Genomic DNA, 15,117 nt, shown 5'->3' with positions numbered 1-15,117 from the left:
GAAGCCCTCGAGGACGACGGTGGCCAGCGAGGGGAGCTTCACGTCGAGTGCGTCGAGCGACTTCTTCAGGCGCAGGCGCAGCTCGCGGGCGACGTCGTCCTTGGCGGTGGTGCGGGTCTTGACCACCACCCGGATGACCAGGGCGTCGTCGGCGATGGACTCCAGGCCCCAGAGCTCGGGCTTGTCGATGATCCGGGCCCGCCAGCGACTGCTCGCCGCCAGCTCGTTCGCTGTCGCGAGGACCGTGGACTGCACCTCCTCGAGGTCCGTCTCGTAAGGCACGGCCAGATCGACGATGACGCGCGACCAGCCCTGCGACATGTTCCCGACCCGGACGATCTCGCCGTTGCGGACGAACCAGAGGGTGCCGTTGACGTCGCGGATCTGCGTCACCCGGACGCCGACCGACTCGACGACGCCCGTCGCCTGCCCGGTGTCGACGACGTCGCCGACCCCGAGCTGGTCCTCCGCGACCATGAACAGCCCGTTGAGGACGTCCTTGACGATGTTCTGCGCGCCGAAGCCGAGGCCCGCGCCGAGGGCGGCCGTCAGCAGGGCGAAGGAGCCGATGAGGTCCTTGTCGATCGTCGTCACGACCGTGACCAGGGCGATCACGACGATCAGGATCGAGCTCAGGTTGTTGAGGATCGACCCGAGCGTGCGCGTGCGCTGCACCACCCGCACGGCCGCGAGCGGCGACGCGGCGATCGCCTGGGTGTCCTCGACGCGCTGGCGGCGCTTCACTCCCGACACGATCTGATCGACGACGCGGCCGATCACGAAATGGGCGATGACGCGCACCAGCAGCGCGCCCAGCACGATCCCGAGGATCGCGACCACCTTCCAGAAGGGCTCGGACTCGAAGAAGGAGACGGTGGCGGCGACAGGATCCGGGGTGGAGGTCTGAAGAAGCAGCATGACCGCTCCAGGCTACGGGACGCCTCCCTCCGAGACGGGTGCACGAGCCCCGCGCGCGTATAGATTCGAGGCGGGTCCGCTCGGACCCGGACACCGCCCTGGGAAGGACGCCCGATGCTCCACTCCACCCGGACTCCCGCCGAGAAGCGCCGCCTCTTCCGCGAGCGCCTCGCCTCGGGCGAGCTGCTGCAGCTGCCCGGCGCGTTCACTCCGCTCTCCGCGCGCCTCATCGAGGCGAAGGGCTTCGACGGGATCTACGTCTCGGGCGCCGTGCTCTCGGCCGAGCTGGGGCTGCCGGACATCGGGCTCACCACGCTCAGCGAGGTGGCCGGCCGCTCGCAGCAGATCGCGCGCCTGACCGACCTGCCGGTCCTCGTCGACGCGGACACCGGCTTCGGTGAGCCGCTGAACGTCGCGCGCACGGTGCAGATGCTCGAGGACGCCGGAGTCGCGGGGCTGCACATCGAGGACCAGGTGAACCCCAAGCGCTGCGGGCACCTCGACGGCAAGGCGGTCGTCGACGAGGCGACGTCGGTGCGGAGGATCGCGGCGGCCGTCGACGCGCGCCGCGACTCCGACCTGGTGATCATGGCCCGCACCGACATCCGCGCCCTCGACGGCCTGCCGGCCGCGATCGACCGCGCCAAGCGCCTCGTCGACGCCGGAGCCGACGCAGTGTTCCCCGAGGCGATGCGCGACCTGTCCGAGTTCGAGGCCGTGCGCGCCGCGATCGACGTGCCGATCCTCGCCAACATGACCGAGTTCGGCAAGAGCGAGCTGTTCACCGCGCAGCAGCTCGCCGACGTCGGCGTGAACGTCGTGATCCACCCGGTCTCGCTGCTCCGGATCGCGATGGGCGCCGCGATGCGGGCGCTCGACGCCCTCAAGGCGGAGGGGTCGCTCCGCTCGGAGGTCCCGGGCATGCAGACGCGCGCCGAGCTCTACGAGCTCCTCGACTACGCCTCGTACAGCCGCTTCGACGAGGGCGTCTTCGACTTCTCGCTCGCCGACCACTACGGCGCCTGAGCGCGCCGACCCGCACGAACCGGCGGCGCTCCCCGGCGCCGCCGCCCGCCTCTCGCGAAGGAGCGAAGGATGAGCACGACCGATCAGGACATCCGCAAGGGACTCGTGGGGGTCGTCGTCGACACGACGGGCGTCTCGAAGGTCGACCCGGCGTCGAACTCGCTGCTCTACCGCGGCTACCCCGTGCAGGAGCTCGCGGCGGGGACCTCGTTCGAGGACGTGGCCTGGCTGCTCTGGCACGGCGAGCTCCCCACTGCGGAGGAGGCGGCCGGGCTGGCCGCCGTGGAGCGGGCCCACCGCGCCCTGGCCCCCGAAGTGCGGACCGTGATCGACCTGCTGCCGCTGTCGGCGCACCCGATGGACGTGGTGCGGACGGCGGTGAGCGTCCTGGGCGCGCTCGAGGAGCATCCGGACGCCGACGCTGCCGAGGCCGTGCTGGAGCGCTCCGTGCGGCTCTGGGCGGCACTGCCGGCGATCGTCGCCTACGCCCAGCGCCGCCTGCGCGGCCTCGAGCCGATCGAGCCGCGCGACGACCTCGACTACTCCGAGAACTTCCTCTGGACGACCTTCGGCGAGGTGCCGGAGCCGGTCGTCGTCGACGCGTTCCGCGTCTCGCTGGTGCTCTACGCCGAGCACTCCTTCAACGCCTCGACCTTCACGGCCCGCGTCGTGACGTCGACGCTGTCGGACGTCCACTCCGCCGTGACCGCCGCCGTCGGAGCGCTCAAGGGACCGCTGCACGGCGGGGCGAACGAGGCCGTGCTGCACGTGCTCGACGAGGTCGGCACCGGGCCGGAGGCGGACCGGCGGTCCCGCGAGTGGCTCGCCGAGGCGCTCGGGCAGCGCCGGAAGGTCATGGGGTTCGGCCACCGGGTCTACAAGTCGGGCGACTCGCGGGTGCCGACCATGGACGCCGCTCTCCGGCGGCTCGCCGCGCACGAGGGGGCCGGCGAGATGATGGAGCTGTACGACGCCCTGGCCGCGGCGATGGCCGAGCGGACGGGGATCCTGCCGAACCTCGACTACCCGTCCGGCCCCGCCTACCGGCTGATGGGCTTCGACACCGGGATCTTCACTCCGCTGTTCGTCGCCGCGCGGGTGGTGGGCTGGACGGCCCACGTGATCGAGCAGCGGGGCTCGAACGCGCTCATCCGGCCGCTGTCCGCCTATGACGGGCCGGAGCGCCGCTCGGTCCCGCAGCGCTAGGCGCCGGGAGCGGGGAGAGCCGCCCGGTCCCGCAGCGCCGAGCGCCGGGGGACCGGGCGGCTCACTGTCAGCCCCGGGTGTCGCGCTCCTGGGCGCGGAGCGCACGCTCCACGCCGGCCAGGTTCTCGATCACGAGTCGGCGCAGCGCCGGGACCTCCGGGTTCGCGTCGAGCCAGGCGCGGGTGGCGTCGACGATCTCCTGCGAGGGCGTGGCGGCCGGGTAGAAGCCGACGACCAGGTACTCGGCGATCTTGTAGCTCTTCGACTCCCAGAGGGTGCGGAGGGCGTCGAAGTAGACCGGGACCATCGCGTCGAGCAGGCGCGGGTCGGCGGCGCGCTGGAAGCCCAGGCCCGTCGAGCGGACGATCGTGTTCGGTGCCGAGTCGTCGGCCGTGACGGAGTCCCACGCCGCGCGCTTCGCCTCCGCGGTCGGCAGTGCGGCACGGGCGTGCGCGGCCGACTGCTGGCCGGTCGCCGTGTTGTCCGAGGCGAGCGCCGCGTCGATGTCGTCCGCACCGGCCCGCCCGCCGGCGACGAGAGCGATCAGCAGCTCCCAGCCGAGGTCGGTGTCGATGTCGAGGCCGCCGAGGGCGGTGGAGCCGTCGAGCAGCGCCTGCACGGCCTCGAGGTGCGCCGGGGTGGACGCGATCGCGGCGAAGAACTTCACGAACTGGAACTGCGCGTCGCTGCCCGGCTCGGCGCTCTGCGCGAGCGTCCACAGCTGATCGCCCGCCTCCTCGACGACCTCGGCCCGGTACTCCGGAGCGACGTACTGGGTGGCGGTGGCGACGAGCTGATTGAGCACCGTCCGCAGGGTCGTCGACTCGGTCTCGGTCGCGACGTTGCCCAGGACGAGGCGGACGAAGTCGCGCGGCGCCGACTCGGCGTCGCGGGTCGAGTCCCAGACCGAGCCCCAGACCAGCGAGCGGGCCAGGGGGCTGTCGATGCTCGCGAGGTGCTCGACGGCCACGGCGAGCGAGGCGTCGTCGAGGCGGACCTTCGCGTAGGCGAGGTCGTCGTCGTTGAGCAGCACGAGCGCCGGACGGGTGCGGCCGATCAGCTCGGGCACCTCGGTGCGCTCCCCGTCGACGTCCAGCTCGAGGCGCTCGACGCGGACGAGGTGCTCGCCCTCGAAGTCGTACAGGCCGATCGCCAGGCGGTGCGGGCGGATCGTCGGGTACTCCTCGACCGCGGTCTGCAGGATCGCGAAGGACGCGATCGCTCCGCTCTCGTCGACCGCGATCTCGGGGCGGAGCGTGTTCACGCCGGCCGTCTCGAGCCACTGCGCCGACCACTCGGTGAGGTCGCGCCCACTGGTGGCCTCCAGCTCGACCAGCAGGTCGCGCAGCTCCGTGTTCGAGAAGGCGTGCTTGACGAAGTACTCGTGGACGCCGGCGAGGAACTCCTTCTCGCCGACCCACGCGACGAGCTGCTTGAGCACCGAGGCGCCCTTGGCGTACGTGATGCCGTCGAAGTTGACCTGGACGTCCTCGAGGTCGTTGATCGTCGCGACGATCGGGTGGGTCGAGGGCAGCTGGTCCTGGCGGTAGGCCCAGCTCTTCTCCATCGCGGCGAAGGTGGTCCACGCCTCGGTCCACTCCGTCGCCTCCGCGGTGGCGAGGGTGGAGGCGTACTCGGCGAACGACTCGTTGAGCCAGAGGTCGTTCCACCACTTCATCGTGACCAGGTCGCCGAACCACATGTGGGCGAGCTCGTGGAGGATCGTGACGACCCGGCGCTCCTTGATCGCGTCCGTCACCTTCGAGCGGAACACGTAGGTCTCGGTGAAGGTCACCGCTCCCGCGTTCTCCATCGCGCCGGCGTTGAACTCGGGGACGAACAGCTGGTCGTACTTCGCGAACGGGTACGGGACGCCGAACTTCTCCTCGTAGAAGGCGAAGCCCTGCTTCGTCTTCTCGAACACGTAGTCGGCGTCGAGGAAGGGCGCGAGCGAGGCCCGGGCGAAGACCCCCAGCGGGATGGTGCGGCCGTCGGAGGAGACGAGCGAGTCGGTCTCGACCACGTAGGGTCCGGCGACGAGGGCCGTGATGTAGGAGGAGATGCGCGGGGTGGGCTCGAAGCTCCAGGTCGCGATCCCCTCGCCCGCCGGGACCGGCTCGGGAGTGGGCTGGTTCGACACGACCTGCCACTGCGCGGGCGCGGTGACGGTGAAGCGGAACTCGGCCTTGAGGTCCGGCTGCTCGAACACCGCGAAGACGCGGCGGGAGTCGGGCACCTCGAACTGCGAGTACAGGTACACCTCGCCGTCGACGGGGTCGACGAAGCGGTGCAGGCCCTCGCCCGTGTTGGTGTAGAGCATGTCGGCGACGACGGTGAGCTCGTTGTCCGCAGCCAGGGAGTCGAGGCGGATCCGGACGCCGTCGGCGACGTCGGCGGGGTCGAGCTCCGCGCCGTTGAGGGTGACGGAGTGGACCGTGCCCGTGACGGCGTCGATGAAGCTCGAGGCGCCCTCGGTGGCGGAGAAGCGCACCGTGGTCGTGCTGAGGAAGGTCTCGGCTCCCCGGGTCAGGTCGAGGGCGATGTCGTAGTCGTGGACCTGGATCAGCGAGGCGCGCTCCTGCGCCTCGCTCCGGGTGAGGTTGTCTCCTGGCACGGGGGTGCTCCATCCGTTCGTCTCGGGCGCTGCCGCGGGCGCCGGGGTGCGGGCGCCGCCGATCCACCCTAGAGCTGCCGGGACCCGCCGTGGAGCCCCGTGGCGCCGATCCTGCGGAGCCGCCGGGGAGCGCGGACGCGGCCCCGGCGAGCGGCGTAGCGTGTCCCCATGACCTCTGTGGACTTCTGGTTCGACCCCTCCTGCCCGTGGGCCTGGATGACCTCGCGATTCGTGGACGAGGTGACCCCCGCGCGCGACCTCGACGTGCAGTGGCACATCATGAGCCTCGCCGTCCTCAACGAGGACAAGGACGTGGACGACTCGTACCGCGCCTTCCTCCCGCGCGCGCTGCGCTACACGCGCCTGGTCGCCGCCGTCGCCGAGCGCGAGGGCCGCGAGCACGTGAAGCCGCTCTACGACGCGCTCGGCACCCGGATCCACCCGGGCGGGCGCACCGACGTCGACGCGGTGATCGCCGAGTCGCTCGCCGAGCTCGGCCTGCCCGCGGAGCTCGCCGCCCACGCCGACTCGGACGAGTACGACGAGCCGATGCGCGCCTCCCACTTCGACGGGATCGAGCGGGTCGGCCAGGACGTCGGCACCCCGGTCATCGCGATCGGCGACGTCGCCTTCTTCGGCCCCGTCATCTCGCCGATCCCGAGGGGCGAGCAGGCGCTGACCCTCTGGGACGGCATCGTCGCCGCCGCCTCCTTCGACGGCTTCTTCGAGCTCAAGCGCTCGCGGACCCGCGACCCGCAGTTCGACTGAGCCGACCCGCGGTACTCTGGCTCCCGGCCCGGGCACCGCGGGCCCCAGACGGCTCTTCCGGAGGAGTTCTCTCGTGCGCATCCACATCGCCACGGACCACGCAGGGCTGGACTTCAGCCGTCACCTGATCGAGCACCTCGGCGCCGCCGGTCACGACGTGATCGACCACGGCCCCACGTCCTACGACCCGCTGGACGACTACCCGTCCTTCTGCATCAACGCCGCCGCCGCGGTCGTCCGCGATCAGGAGGCGGGGGTCGAGGCCCTCGGCGTCGTCTTCGGCGGCTCGGGCAACGGCGAGCAGATCGCGGCGAACAAGGTCGCGGGCGTGCGCGCGGCGCTCGTCTGGAACCTGAGCACCGCCGTGCTGGCCCGCCAGCACAACGACGCGAACGTCATCTCGATCGGGGCCCGCCAGCACTCCGTCGAGGAGGCCACCGGCTTCATCGACGCGTTCGTCGCCGAGCCCTTCACCTTCGAGGAGCGGCACGTGCGCCGCATCGCGCAGCTCGCCGAGTACGAGGCCACCGGCGACATCGCCGGCCGGGTCGTCGACTCCGCCGCGAAGGAGCGCTGAGTGCCCGAGGGGCACTCCGTCCACCGGATCGCCCTGCAGTTCGAGCGCGACGTCGTCGGGCACCGCGTCGCGACCAGCAGCCCCCAGGGCCGCTTCACCGAGGGAGCCGCGCTCCTCGACGGGCGCGAGGTCCTCGAGTCCACGGCCGTCGGCAAGCACCTGCTGCTGCGCTTCGAGGGCGACCTGACGCTGCACGTCCACCTCGGCCTCTACGGCGCGTGGGACTTCCTCGGGCACGTCTCGCCGCTGTTCCCGGACGGGAAGGCCGGCAGCAGCATCGGCGCTCCCCGGCGCCGCCGCGCCGTGCGCCTCTCCGAGACGGAGAACGAGACCGACTCCGATCTCGACGAGTTCCCGCCGCCGCCCGTGGGCGCGGTGCGCGTGCGCATCATGACGGAGGAGACGGTCGCCGACCTGCGCGGCCCCACCGCCTGCGAGGTGATGGACCCCGCCCAGGTGGAGGCCCTCCTCGCCCGCCTCGGTCCGGATCCGGCCGACGACGACTCCGACGAGGCGCGCGACCGCTTCGTGAACCGGCTCCGCAGGACGGCGACGCCGGTCGGGCTGGTGCTGATGGACCAGTCCGTTGTCAGCGGCATCGGCAACATCTACCGGGCGGAGCTGCTCTACCGCGCCGGCCTCGACCCGCACACTCCCGGCAAGCAGGTGCCGCTGGAGCTCGCACAGGAGCTGTGGCGGGACTGGGCGGACCTGCTCGAGGACGGCATCCGGACCGGGATGATGATCACGCGCCGCGGCCTGACGAAGACCGAGCGCTCGAAAGCCGTCCGCAGCCGCGCCGAGCGCAACTACGTCTACAAGCGCGAGGGCCTGCCCTGCCGGGTCTGCGGCACGAACGTGCTGCTCGAGGAGATCGGCGCGCGCAAGCTCTACTGGTGCCCGGTGTGCCAGTCGTGAGCGCCGGTGGAGAGACGCCGGCCCGGTCCCGCGCCCGCCGAGCCGTCCGCCCCGCGCTCCGCGAGGCCGCCCGATGACCGGCGGTCTCCTGCTCCGGGGCGCCCGCCTCCTCGGCTCGTCCCGACCCGGTGCCGTGCTCCTGCGCGACGGCCGCGTGGAAGCGGTCGGACCGGACGCCGCCGCCGCCCCGGGCGACGAGGTGCGCGACCTCGACGGGCGCTGGGTGCTCCCCGGCCTCTGGGACGAGCACGTCCACTTCTCCCAGTGGGCGATGACGGCCCCGCGCCTGGACGTCTCGTCGGCGGACTCGGCCCGCGGGACGGCGGACGCGGTCCGACGTCGCCTGGCGGAGGAGCCCGGTACCGGCACGCTGATCGGCTTCGGCTTCCGCGACGGCCTCTGGCCGGAGCCGCCGACGACCGCGCTCCTGGACGAGGTCTCTCCGGAGCGGCCCGTCGTGCTGATCAGCGGCGACCTGCACTGCGCCTGGCTGAACTCCGCCGCGTACCGGCGCTACGCCGTCGCTCCCGAGCCCGAGCTGCTGCGCGAGGACGCCTGCTTCGAGCTCGTCACCGCACTCGGAGCCCTCGGCGACGACGAGCTCGACGCGCTCGCCGACGCGGCGGCCCGGCGGGCTGCGGCTCGCGGGGTGGTCGGCGTCGTCGACCTCGAGATGCGCTGGAACGCGGGGGACTGGCCCCGTCGCGTCGACGGCGGAACACGCTCTCTCCGCGTCGACACCGGCGTCTACCGCGACCACCTCCAACGCGCCCTCGCGGAAGGACTGCGCACGGGCGACGAGCTCGACGGCGGTGACGGCCTGCTGCGGATGGGCCCGCTCAAGGTCCTGATCGACGGCTCCCTCAACACGAGGACCGCCTACTGCGCCCACCCCTACGCCGACCACGACGGCTACGGCGTCCTCACCGTGGAGCCCGCTGAGCTGGACGAGCTGCTCGGCCGCGCGGCCGCCGGGGGCATCCGCTCCACCGTGCACGCGATCGGAGACGCCGCGGCGACGCTGGCTCTGGACGCGCTCGGCCGGGTCGGCGGGGGCCGCATCGAGCACGCTCAGCTGCTCGCGGAGACCGACCTTCCGCGGTTCGCCGCGCTCGGCGTGGAGGCCGGAGTGCAGCCCGCGCACGCGCTCGACGACCGCGAGGTGGCGGAGCGGTACTGGCCGGGACGCACCGGCCGGGCGTTCCCGCTGCGCTCGCTGCTCGACTCCGGGGCCCGCGTGGTGCTCGGCTCGGACGCTCCGGTCGCTCCGCTCGACCCGTGGGTCGCGATCTCGGCCGCGGTCGCGCGGGCGCTGCCGGGCGACGAGCCCTGGCATCCGGAGCAGCGGGTGAGCGTCGAGGAGGCGATCGTCGCCTCGACCCGGGTGCGCCGGCTCACGCCCGCGGCCGGCGATCCCGCCGATCTCGTGGTGGTCGACCGCGATCCGCTCGCCGCCGACGCGGGAGCCCTCCGATCCATGCCGGTCGCCGCGACCCTCCTGGCGGGCCGCTTCACGCACGGCGGCTGACCCGCGCCCGTCGCGACACCGGCCGCTCCGGATCGCGCGGACGGGCCCGGGAACGACGACGGCCCGCGGGATCCGAGGATCCGCGGGCCGGTCGAGGCGTGGTGCTCAGCTCTCGCTGACGTGGGCGAAGAGGAACCAGCGGTCCTTCTCGAGGCCGCGGCCGATCTCGATCGCGACGTCCTGGCTGCTCGCGTCGATCTCGGCGAGCTCGGCGATCGCCGTGTTGACGGTCGCGATGGCGACGTCCATCTGGCGGATGATCTCGACGATCGCGTTCTCGGAGCGCTGGAAGCCGGGGGTGAGGGGTTCGGACTGCGTCGCCGAGGCGACGGTCTGGATGCGGGCGTCGACCGGGAGGCCGAGGGCGACGACGCGCTCCGCGGCGAGGTCGGCCCACTCGATGGCGCGGCCGACGATCGCGTCGAGCAGCTCGTGGACGCCGATGAAGTTGGCGCCGCGGACGTGCCAGTGCGCCTGCTTGCCGTTGACGGCGAGCGCGGTCATCTCGACGACGACGGGGCTGAGGAACTGGGCGACTCCGGATGCGACATCCGGGTTCGACGAGGTGAGCGACGTGACGGACGTGGTGGACATCGTCTGGTCCTTTCGAGAGGGGGTGACTGATCGTCAACAGTACGCAGATCCCTCGGCGCCGCAAGGAAGCGCAGGCTCCGCTCAGTCCGGTGAAGGACAGGCTCACCTCGGTCGCGGAGGGGCGTCACGGGGGCTTCCCCCCGGGTGCCCGGAGCCGTGCCGCCGGTACGCTCGACCGGGTCGCGGCGGCGGCGGGAGCGGACAGGAGGCGCGGATGAGCGGAGCATCGACGGCCCTCGGCGAGGCCTCGCGCGCCTACCTCCGGCTCTGGCGCGGACTGCCCCGGGAGGCGGTCGCGCTGGTGGCCGCGATCCCGGTCGCGCTCCTCGGCGCCTTCTGCGCCGGCGTCGCGCTGGCCGTCGCGCTCGGGCTCGTCGGAGTCCTGATCGGCCTAGTGTTCCTGCCTGCCGCCCTCTACACGGCGCGCTTCTTCTCGCGGGCCGCCGTCGGCCTCGACGTGCTGGCCGGACGGCCCGCCGTCCCCCGGCCGCAGTGGCGGCGACCGCCTTCCTCCGTCACTCCGTCGACCTTCGCCCTCTACGGTCCGGTGATCGACGGGCACTACTGGCTCGCTCTCCTGCACACGCTCGTCGTGGCTCCGGTGCTCGCGCTGCTGTCAGGACTGCTCCTGGCGCTGTGGACCTGGGCGGGCCCGGGCACGGTGGCCGCCGCGCTCACGGGGGCCCCCGGTCCGGCCCGCCTGCTGGCGGAGAACGGAGCTGCTCTGCTGGGCGCCCCGCAGCCTCCGGCGGGACTGGTCGCCGCGGCGACGGTCGCCACGACCGTCCTCTTCGTCTCGACCCTGCCGTTCGCCACCCGCGGTCTCTCCCTCCTGCACTGGCTGGTCGACCGTCTCCTGCTCGGCCCGTGGGAGTCGGAGGCGCTCCAGCGCGAGGTCGCCGAGCTGAGCGCCTCCCGCGGCGCAGCCGTCGCCGCCGAGGACCGCGCGCTGCGCCGGCTCGAGCGCGACATCCACGACGGCCCGCAGCAGCGCCTGATCCGGGTCCAGATGGACCTGGCCTCGGCCCGCAACCGACTCGCCGCCGACCCGGAGTCCGCCGCCCGCCTGGTCGACGAGGCTCGCGAGCACGTGCGCGCCGCGCTCGACGAGCTGCGCGCCCTCTCCCGCGGAGTGGCGCCGCCGATCCTGCAGGACCGGGGCTTCGAGGCGGCGGTGCACTCGCTCGCCGAGCTCAGCCCGGTGCCGGTCGAGGTCCTCACCGAGCACCCCGTGGCGGACGTCCCGCCCGAGGTCGAGCGCAGCGTCTACTTCGTCGTCGCCGAGCTGCTCGCCAACGTCTCCAAGCACTCCGGTGCCCGATCGGTGCGGGTGCACCTCGACACCCGCGACTCCGGCACTCCGGGGGAGCGCTGGCTCGACGCCTGGGTGGTCGACGACGGAGTCGGCGGGGCGTCGCCGGTCGCCGGTCACGGTCTCGAGGGGGTCGGCGGGCGCGTCCGGGGCCTGCGCGGGATCCTGAGCGTGGAGTCGCCGGTCGGCGGGCCGACCACGGTCGGGGTGCACATCCCCTACCGCCCGGCCGCCCTATCCTGAGGGCGTGCCCTTGATCCGCGTCGCCATCGCCGAGGACTCGGTCCTCCTGCGCGAGGGCCTGGTCCGCCTCTTCGAGGACGCGGGGTTCGCCACCGTCGGCGCCTTCGGGGACGCGGACGCCCTGCTCGCCGATCTGGCGCGGGACCCGGTCGGCGTCGACGTCGCCGTGCTCGACGTCCGGATGCCGCCGACCTTCCGCGACGAGGGCGTCCGCGCGGCGCTGGAGATCCGCCGGCGCTACCCGCAGGTGTCGGTCCTCCTGCTCAGCCAGTACGTCGAGGTCACCTACGCGCAGGAGCTGCTCGGCTCCGGCGACGGCGGACTCGGCTACCTCTTGAAGGACCGGGTCGCCTCCGTGGAGGAGCTGCGCGACGCCGTCGAGCGCGTCGCGGCGGGCGGAACCGTCCTCGACCCGCAGGTCGTCGCCTCGCTCCTGCAGCGCAACCGCGACCCGCTCGCCTCGCTGACCCCGCGGGAGCGGGAGGTGCTGGAGCAGATGGCCCAGGGGCGCACGAACGCGGGCATCGCCTCCGCTCTCTTCGTCGGCGTGGGCGCCGTGGAGAAGAACGTGACCGCGATCTTCCAGAAGCTCGGGCTCGAGGACTCGGGCTCCGACCACCGGCGGGTGCTGGCGGTCCTCGCCTTCCTGCGCGCCGGGCGCTGACCACCGGAGAAGAGGAGAACCCGATGCCGTCGAGTCCTGCGGAGGGCGCCCGCGTCCTCGCCCTGACCGGGGGACGCGCCCCGGAGATCGCCGACACCGCATGGGTCGCTCCGGGCGCCACCGTGATCGGCTCCGTGCGCCTGGGGGAGCGGGCGAGCGTCTGGTACGGCGCCGTCCTGCGCGCCGAGCACGCGCGGATCGAGCTCGGCGCCGGCAGCAACCTCCAGGACGGCGTCGTCGTCCACGTCGACGCCGACTACGACGCGGTCATCGGCGCCGGAGTCTCGGTCGGGCACAACGCCGTGCTGCACGGCTGCACCCTCGAGGACGACGTGCTGGTCGGCATGAGCGCGACCGTCCTGAACAGGGCCGTCATCGGCACCGGCTCGCTGGTCGCCGCAGGCGCCGTCGTCCTCGAGGGGACGGTCGTCCCGCCGGGCTCGCTGGTGGCGGGCGTCCCCGGGAGGGTCCGGCGGGAGCTGACGGAGGAGGAGCGCGAGGGCATCCGCCGGAACGCCGCCTCGTACCTCGCCCTGACGGAGGAGCACCGCGGCGCGGTCGGCTGAGCACGCCCGGAACGCCTCGGAACGACGAAGAGCCCCGGACATCCGGGGCTCTTCGAGAGGAGAGGGGCTGACGAGAATCGAACTCGCATCATCTGTTTGGAAGACAGAGGCTTTACCACTAAGCTACAGCCCCGGATCGCCGGTCTGACGACCGCGAACCGGTGCGACCGGGTCTCTCGACCGGGCACCAGGACAGCGTAGTACATCGCGCGAGCACCGCGGACACCCCGGTCGTCCTCCGCCGCGCGGTTCCGGTCGCCGCTGCCGCGGTGCAGTACACTTGCGAAGGCCATTTCGGCGTGTCGCGCAAGCGCACGTGCGGGGACGGCTCGACGAGAGTCTCACGCACGGTGCCCAGGCCCGCGCATCCGGGGCGTAGCTCAGCTTGGCTAGAGCGCCCGCTTTGGGAGCGGGAGGTCGCAGGTTCGAATCCTGTCGCCCCGACCACGAGTACTCATCGTGACGACATCGACCCGTGACGACCGTCATCCGGCGCCGACACCAACCAGCACAGGAGATCCCCTCACGTGAAGACCACGGTAGAACAGCTGAGCCCGACCCGCGTGAAGCTCGCGATTTCGGTCACCCCGGACGAGCTCGGCCCCAGCATCACGCACGCCTACGGCCACATCGCCGAGCAGATCAACGTCCCCGGCTTCCGCAAGGGCAAGGTCCCGCCCGCCATCGTCGACCAGCGCGTCGGCAAGGCCGCGGTGCTCGAGCACGCGGTCAACGAGGGCCTCGACGGCTTCTACCGCGAGGCCGTCCGCGAGACCGAGGTCCGTCCCCTGGGCCGCCCCCAGGCCGACATCGTCGCCTGGCCGAGCGACAAGGACTTCACCGGCGACCTCGAGCTCGCCATCGAGGTCGACGTGCGCCCCGAGATCACCGTCCCGGACTACGACGGCATCGAGCTCACCGTCGAGGCGGCCGAGGTCACCGACGCCGACGTCGACGCCGAGCTGGACAAGCTCCGCAGCCGCTTCGGCACCCTGGTCACCGTGGACCGCCCGGCGAAGACCGGCGACTTCGCGCAGATCGACCTGGTCGCCTCCATCGACGGCGTCGAGGTCGACACCGCCAACGCCATCTCGTACGAGCTCGGCTCGGGCGAGCTGATCGAGGGCATCGACGAGGCGCTCGACTCGCTCACCGCGGGCGAGAGCACCACGTTCACCGCTCCGCTGCTCGGCGGCGACCACGCCGGCGAGCAGGCCGAGATCGCCGTCGCGCTCACCGCCGTCAAGGAGCGCGAGCTCCCCGAGGCCGACGACGACTTCGCGCAGATCGCCAGCGAGTTCGACACCATCGCCGAGCTGCGCGAGTCGCTCAAGGAGCAGGCCGCTCAGCAGAAGACCTTCGGCCAGGGCGGCGAGGCCCGCGAGAAGCTCGTCGAGGCGCTGCTCGCCCTCGTCGAGGTCCCCGTGCCCGCCGGTCTCGTCGAGGACGAGGTGCACCGCCACCTCGAGGGCGAGAACCGCCTCGAGGACGACGAGCACCGCGCCGAGGTCAAGGAGGCCAGCGAGAAGACCTTCAAGACGCAGATCCTCCTCGACCACGTCGTCGAGCAGGAGAAGGTCCAGGTCAGCCAGGACGAGCTCACGCAGTACCTCATCCAGGGTGCGGCGCAGTACGGCATGGAGCCGAACGAGTTCATCAAGATCCTGTCCGAGAACAACCAGATCGGCCAGATGGTCGGCGAGGTCGCCCGCAACAAGGCGCTCGCGATCGTCCTCGGCAAGGCGAAGGTCACCGACACCGAGGGCAACGCCGTCGACCTGACCGCGTTCACCGCGGTCCCCGGTGACGACGAGGCCGTCGAGGCCTCCGACGAGGCCGTCGCCTCGGACGAGACCGAGGTCGCGGAGGAGGCTCAGGCCGCCGCCGACGCCGAGGTCCCCGCCGAGCCCGTCGCCGAGGAGCCCGCCGCCGAGGAGGAGCCCGCCCCGGCCCCCAAGAAGAAGCGCGCGCCGGCCAAGAAGAAGGCCGCCGCTCCCGCCGAGGAGACCCCGGCCGCGGAGTAGTCCCCGCGAGCACGTCAGGAGCCGCCCCCCGATCCGTCGGAGGGCGGCTCCTCTCGTTGCGGGGCTCCGGTCCGCCCCGGGCGAACACGGGCGACTCCCGCTCCGCCCCGGGCGAACACGGCCGGATCGGCCTGGCGGCGTCCGATAGATTCGCCTCCG

13 protein-coding genes and 2 tRNA genes are annotated in these 15,117 nt (G+C 72.6%); 11 read left to right on the top strand and 4 right to left on the bottom strand.

Annotated elements, in window-relative coordinates:
- A partial coding sequence (locus C5C27_RS06180) for a mechanosensitive ion channel family protein (protein ID WP_104313899.1) occupies window positions 1–918 on the bottom strand: 918 nt, incomplete at its 3' end.
- A gap of 114 nt (window positions 919–1,032) precedes the next feature.
- On the opposite strand from C5C27_RS06180, the gene prpB reads away from it, so the two are divergent.
- A complete protein-coding gene (gene prpB, locus C5C27_RS06175) occupies window positions 1,033–1,944 on the top strand; it encodes a methylisocitrate lyase (protein ID WP_104223704.1) in 912 nt (303 codons plus the stop codon).
- 69 nt (window positions 1,945–2,013) lie between these two features.
- Complete coding sequence (locus C5C27_RS06170) at window positions 2,014–3,150, top strand: bifunctional 2-methylcitrate synthase/citrate synthase (RefSeq protein WP_104313898.1); 1,137 nt, start codon at window positions 2,014–2,016, stop codon at window positions 3,148–3,150.
- A gap of 67 nt (window positions 3,151–3,217) precedes the next feature.
- On the opposite strand, the gene pepN is transcribed toward C5C27_RS06170, so the two are convergent.
- Window positions 3,218–5,764 (bottom strand): aminopeptidase N, encoded by a 2,547-nt coding sequence (gene pepN, locus C5C27_RS06165; RefSeq protein ID WP_104313897.1) that lies wholly within the window; start codon window positions 5,762–5,764, stop codon window positions 3,218–3,220.
- Window positions 5,765–5,932: 168 nt separating this feature from the next.
- Here pepN and C5C27_RS06160 point away from each other — a divergent pair, with 168 nt between their 5' ends.
- From C5C27_RS06160 to C5C27_RS06145, 4 genes are all read left to right on the top strand, one after another.
- Entirely contained in the window at window positions 5,933–6,532 is a 600-nt protein-coding gene (locus C5C27_RS06160; RefSeq protein ID WP_104223701.1) for a DsbA family protein, read from the top strand.
- A gap of 73 nt (window positions 6,533–6,605) precedes the next feature.
- Window positions 6,606–7,109 (top strand): ribose-5-phosphate isomerase, encoded by a 504-nt coding sequence (locus C5C27_RS06155; protein ID WP_104223700.1) that lies wholly within the window; start codon window positions 6,606–6,608, stop codon window positions 7,107–7,109.
- Window positions 7,110–8,027: an Fpg/Nei family DNA glycosylase gene (locus C5C27_RS06150; protein ID WP_104313896.1), complete on the top strand. Its 918-nt coding sequence runs from the start codon at window positions 7,110–7,112 to the stop codon at window positions 8,025–8,027.
- 73 nt (window positions 8,028–8,100) lie between these two features.
- Window positions 8,101–9,555 carry an amidohydrolase gene (locus C5C27_RS06145; protein WP_104313895.1) on the top strand — a complete coding sequence of 485 codons (1,455 nt, stop codon included), beginning with the start codon at window positions 8,101–8,103 and terminating at the stop codon, window positions 9,553–9,555.
- 105 nt (window positions 9,556–9,660) lie between these two features.
- Here C5C27_RS06145 and C5C27_RS06140 read toward each other — a convergent pair whose 3' ends face one another.
- The gene (locus tag C5C27_RS06140) at window positions 9,661–10,149 is read right to left on the bottom strand and encodes a Dps family protein (RefSeq protein WP_104226731.1); all 489 of its coding nucleotides are present in this window, start codon (window positions 10,147–10,149) and stop codon (window positions 9,661–9,663) included.
- Between the two features lie 214 nt (window positions 10,150–10,363).
- On the opposite strand from C5C27_RS06140, the gene C5C27_RS06135 reads away from it, so the two are divergent.
- The 3 genes from C5C27_RS06135 to C5C27_RS06125 are packed head-to-tail and all read left to right on the top strand — an operon-like array spanning window position 10,364 to window position 12,934.
- On the top strand, window positions 10,364–11,704 hold the full coding sequence (locus C5C27_RS06135; RefSeq protein ID WP_104313894.1) for a histidine kinase: 1,341 nt from the start codon (window positions 10,364–10,366) through the stop codon (window positions 11,702–11,704).
- 13 nt (window positions 11,705–11,717) lie between these two features.
- Window positions 11,718–12,368, top strand: a complete 651-nt coding sequence (locus C5C27_RS06130) for a response regulator (protein ID WP_374955273.1) — start codon at window positions 11,718–11,720, stop codon at window positions 12,366–12,368.
- Between the two features lie 23 nt (window positions 12,369–12,391).
- Window positions 12,392–12,934, top strand: a complete 543-nt coding sequence (locus C5C27_RS06125) for a gamma carbonic anhydrase family protein (RefSeq protein WP_104313892.1) — start codon at window positions 12,392–12,394, stop codon at window positions 12,932–12,934.
- Between the two features lie 62 nt (window positions 12,935–12,996).
- Here C5C27_RS06125 and C5C27_RS06120 read toward each other — a convergent pair.
- A tRNA-Gly gene (locus tag C5C27_RS06120) sits at window positions 12,997–13,067 on the bottom strand.
- A 236-nt stretch (window positions 13,068–13,303) separates the two neighbouring features.
- Between C5C27_RS06120 and C5C27_RS06115 the strand changes: the two genes are divergently transcribed.
- Window positions 13,304–13,381: transfer RNA gene (locus C5C27_RS06115), tRNA-Pro, on the top strand.
- Window positions 13,382–13,461: 80 nt separating this feature from the next.
- Window positions 13,462–14,958: a trigger factor gene (tig, locus tag C5C27_RS06110; protein WP_104257383.1), complete on the top strand. Its 1,497-nt coding sequence runs from the start codon at window positions 13,462–13,464 to the stop codon at window positions 14,956–14,958.
- Window positions 14,959–15,117: the final 159 nt, after the last annotated feature.

This window comes from Rathayibacter sp. AY2B7 (assembly GCF_002931635.1).
Taxonomy (GTDB): domain Bacteria; phylum Actinomycetota; class Actinomycetes; order Actinomycetales; family Microbacteriaceae; genus Rathayibacter.
The sequence above is the reverse complement of the archived record's forward strand: the minus strand, read 5'-3'. Positions and strand labels throughout refer to the sequence as shown.

What these genes read in the sequence shown, in the direction of transcription:
- C5C27_RS06160 (WP_104223701.1), top strand. Translation starts at nt 5,933, where the DNA reads ATGACCTCTGTGGACTTCTGGTTCGACCCCTCCTGCCCGTGGGCCTGG.
- C5C27_RS06135 (WP_104313894.1), top strand. Translation starts at nt 10,364, where the DNA reads ATGAGCGGAGCATCGACGGCCCTCGGCGAGGCCTCGCGCGCCTACCTC.
- C5C27_RS06140 (WP_104226731.1), bottom strand. Translation starts at nt 10,149, where the DNA reads ATGTCCACCACGTCCGTCACGTCGCTCACCTCGTCGAACCCGGATGTC.
- C5C27_RS06125 (WP_104313892.1), top strand. Translation starts at nt 12,392, where the DNA reads ATGCCGTCGAGTCCTGCGGAGGGCGCCCGCGTCCTCGCCCTGACCGGG.
- C5C27_RS06145 (WP_104313895.1), top strand. Translation starts at nt 8,101, where the DNA reads ATGACCGGCGGTCTCCTGCTCCGGGGCGCCCGCCTCCTCGGCTCGTCC.
- prpB (WP_104223704.1), top strand. Translation starts at nt 1,033, where the DNA reads ATGCTCCACTCCACCCGGACTCCCGCCGAGAAGCGCCGCCTCTTCCGC.
- C5C27_RS06170 (WP_104313898.1), top strand. Translation starts at nt 2,014, where the DNA reads ATGAGCACGACCGATCAGGACATCCGCAAGGGACTCGTGGGGGTCGTC.